Below are 3,412 nucleotides of genomic sequence, written 5' to 3' on the forward strand. Positions count from 1 at the left end.
CTAGGCCCCGAATATCCGCTCTCGCAATAGAAAGTGGAATGCGCTGACCTTCTCCAATGGACACATAACCTTTCCAGTCTCTGAGAATCATCTCGCGAAGCTCTTGATCGGTCGTGTAAATCCTGACCATCACCGTGGGAGTTTGTGCAGTGGAGAAGCTTCCAGCCGCGGACGGTGACAAAAAGCAGCCATCCACGAGAAGGGGATCCAGCAGGTTCGTTCGTCCCTGCACCTCATCGTCGGCGAGACAGCGGCCGGAAATCACGATATCACTGAGGCGAAACGGCGGCGTGCTGGTGGGGTATATGGCGAACGTGAATTCCCTGGTGCCCATTCTCCCGGAAGCCGTGTCGAGAGCAATCACTCTCAGCGAGTATAAGCCTGGATAGAGCGGGGTCTCGCGCTGCCAATGCACGCTTCGGGATACCTTGTCATCCTGCTTCCACTCCTGTTCCCTGAGCCACGATCCCACAACTTGTCCTAGACTGTCGTCTACAAGCTGAGCGAATATCTGAAGCTGTGAACCGCGAGGCGAATTATTGGCGGTGGCAGGCCAGGCAAAATCTGCAGCCATCAATGCGGTATGGATGCCCTCCGCGTCTGGGAAGAGCCAGACGTGGGCGGCGCTATCGAGATGTGCAGTTGCTGCTCGATTCTGGAATTTCTTCAGCATCTCTGCCGGAAGCTTCTGCTGACTCTCAGACAGGGGCGCAAGATAGTACCTGGGTCCGCGAATACGCACATTACGGCCAGGGATGGATACAGATATCGGATGCCAGGCTCCGTCAGTTTCTTCGAGATTGGGTTTAAAGGTGATCCTATAGAATCCGGCGGCATCGGCCGCGATATCCGCAAAGGCATCCAGGATGTCGCGAGCGGCCACTCCTCCTGTCTGCTCGGCGGCGTACAGAAAATCGCGTCGGCGTTCGGCAAGATTCGTGGTCTGCATATTGATCATGTCGGCGACCTGCTGCCCTGATCCTGAGTACTGGAATTCAGCCGCTCCCCCAAACGGCACCACCACTCCAGGCCCTGAGCCCTCCACGGTGTACATAGCCGCTTGCGCGTAAACTGCTGCGCCAACGAAAGCCGATGGGCCAACGCGCAAAGGGGGACGATAGGGGTTTATAAATATCGGATCGGATACGTTCGATTCGAAATCGGAAGCAAAGACAATTGCGTGGCGGCCGGGCCGAATGGCCAATTCCTGGATCGCTCTGCCCGTCTTTGACATCCAGGGGCCGCCATAGAACTGGGGTGGGCTCGTGTGATGTTCAAGGAAGTCGAGCCTCGATCGAAGCGCTCGCGTATCCTGGCTGAACGGCAGGAATTCTCCTGCATCGTCCAAGAGCGCAAAGCGAAAGTTATCCGGGTGTGATTGATTGAGGAACTTCTGAAGCCCTGAGATCGCAAGATTCCTTCCCTGAGCGGACATGGGCGCAAAGACGAGCAGTATCCAGGTGTTAGTGAAAGCGCGTTGGGGAGATGTTTGCCGTGACTCAGGCTGCGCTTTCGAAGTTTCCCCCTGGCTCGGAGTTTCGAATTGTGGAGCGGTGATCGCAGCCGGCTCTGCCAGGCTTCGAACCGAAACGATCGCGTCGCGAGTCCCGTGCTCCGACAAGATGAAGTCGTCTCGGCCGAGTCCCGAAATCGGAAGCCCTCTGCTGTCCCTAACCTGAACTTGAATTGTCGCGATCCAACCAGAATCGCGCTCCTTCGCGGACGCGGGATTTTGAGGAAACAAAGAGCCTGGCAGAAGAACAGAGGATAAAGCCGCCCATATGCCGAGTCGAAACGTCATACGATCGCCTCAGATCAGGATCGCCACGATAATACACCCGCTCAATACGAGCGCCTCATTCAGCCCTTTTCAGTATTCTCTGCACGAGGGACAGCGCTGATCTGTGCGCCGGCAAACAGGATCAATCCTGAGATGTAGGCCCAGAACAACAGACCGACGGAAACATAAAACGGTCCATATAGCGCCTTCAAATCGAGGTGCGGCAGCACGGCGACGAATCCTTCCTTAGCAGCCAGCCAGACCACGCCCGTGATGATCGAAGTGCGAACGACCTGCCGCGCCGGAATCTTGCGATTGGGCAGAAGCCAGTAAATCGAGAAGAAAAACAGAACCGAGGCGACGCCGGTAGTTGCCGCCAGCCACAGATAGCTAATCCCCTGGAACACGAAATTCTCGGTGTGATGGAAGAAAACCAGGCCAAGGAGCTGACGCTGCCAGGTGCTCAACAAAACGCTTGCCATCGCCAGAAACACCATCCAGATGGCCAGCCCAAAGGCCACAACCTGGTTCCACAGATAGTTGCGGCTCTTGGTCACTCCCCAAGCCTGGTTCAGAGCCACTTCGAGTGGAAGAAAGATACCGGTGCAGGAGATCAAGATCATCACCAGCGAGAGCGCCTGCACCCCGTGCCGGCCAGATGTCTGAGCCGCCCACCTTAGCCAGAACGCCAGAAAATCCTCGCTGCCCTGTTTGGCTGTTGTGGGCAGAAACTGCTCTACAATCTTGTTCACCACGTTGACCATTTCCTGCGAATGGAAGACCGACAGAGCGATCGTATAGAGCAGCACGATCAATGGAATGAACGAGATGATCGCGTTTGCTGCAACACTGAAAGCGAAGGTGTGCACCTCGGCATCAAGCAGATAGTCGGCCATGGCCACGCCGCTTTTGCGCCACCGATACCACTTTGAAACGGCAACTGGCTGGCTGTCGCTGAACCCTCCCGCGGCCGGCAGCGGCTCAGTCACGCCCGTACCGGGATTTGAAACGTCGTTCACCAAGGTCTCCAGAAGACAAGGGTACAGAACGGTCGGTTGTGCCGTTTGTGCGCCCTCGCACGCCATAGCAAAGCGCTTGTTCCGATCCTGAGCTGTAATGTATCTCTATTTTTCCATAGCCAACGATTGGCAGTGATTACCTTGCGGTACGGAAGTCAATTTTCTCCTTGCTTTTGGGGTAAGTTCCTGCCATAAAAGGAGAACGGTGCGCCGGGAGGCACACCGTCGCAAGTTCAGGAAGGCCATAGCATTGGAAGTTTTGGTGTTTGGGAAGCACAGCCCCAATTCTGAAATGACATCGAGCTGCCTCAGCGCGACCCCGTCGGGCGCGTCGGCGGCTCGCGCCGTCTCTGGGTTGGGAAAAGCCCGAGCTTCCGTTTCCTGCTGATCGAAAAACACAGGAGCGGCAAGTAACGGTTTCCCCGCTGTGTTCACCACGAATAAGGAGAAGGTGAATGAAGGAGCAGGGCGTAGTGAAGTGGTTCAACGGTGCCAAAGGGTACGGGTTCATTCAACGGTCTAGCGGCGAGGATGTTTTCGTGCACTTTTCCGCCATCCAGGAGAACGGCTACAAAACGTTGAACGAGGGAGACCCGGTCGAGTTTGAGTGCCA

General features: G+C 56.1%; 3 protein-coding genes. 1 reads left to right on the top strand and 2 read right to left on the bottom strand.

The annotated features are described in order from the left end of the window. Nucleotides 1-1,234: vWA domain-containing protein (locus tag WA354_RS19310; RefSeq protein ID WP_472814651.1), on the bottom strand; the 1,234-nt coding region annotated here is incomplete at its 3' end. Nucleotides 1,235-1,860: 626 nt separating this feature from the next. Further along, a complete protein-coding gene (locus WA354_RS19315; RefSeq protein ID WP_472814652.1) occupies nt 1,861-2,799 on the bottom strand; it encodes a YihY/virulence factor BrkB family protein in 939 nt (312 codons plus the stop codon). A gap of 455 nt (nt 2,800-3,254) precedes the next feature. On the opposite strand from WA354_RS19315, the gene WA354_RS19320 reads away from it, so the two are divergent. Continuing rightward, the coding region (locus WA354_RS19320) for a cold-shock protein (protein WP_472814653.1) at nt 3,255-3,412 on the top strand (158 nt) is incomplete at its 3' end.

The organism is Occallatibacter sp., assembly GCF_049802275.1.
Taxonomy (GTDB): Bacteria; Acidobacteriota; Terriglobia; order Terriglobales; family Acidobacteriaceae; genus Telmatobacter.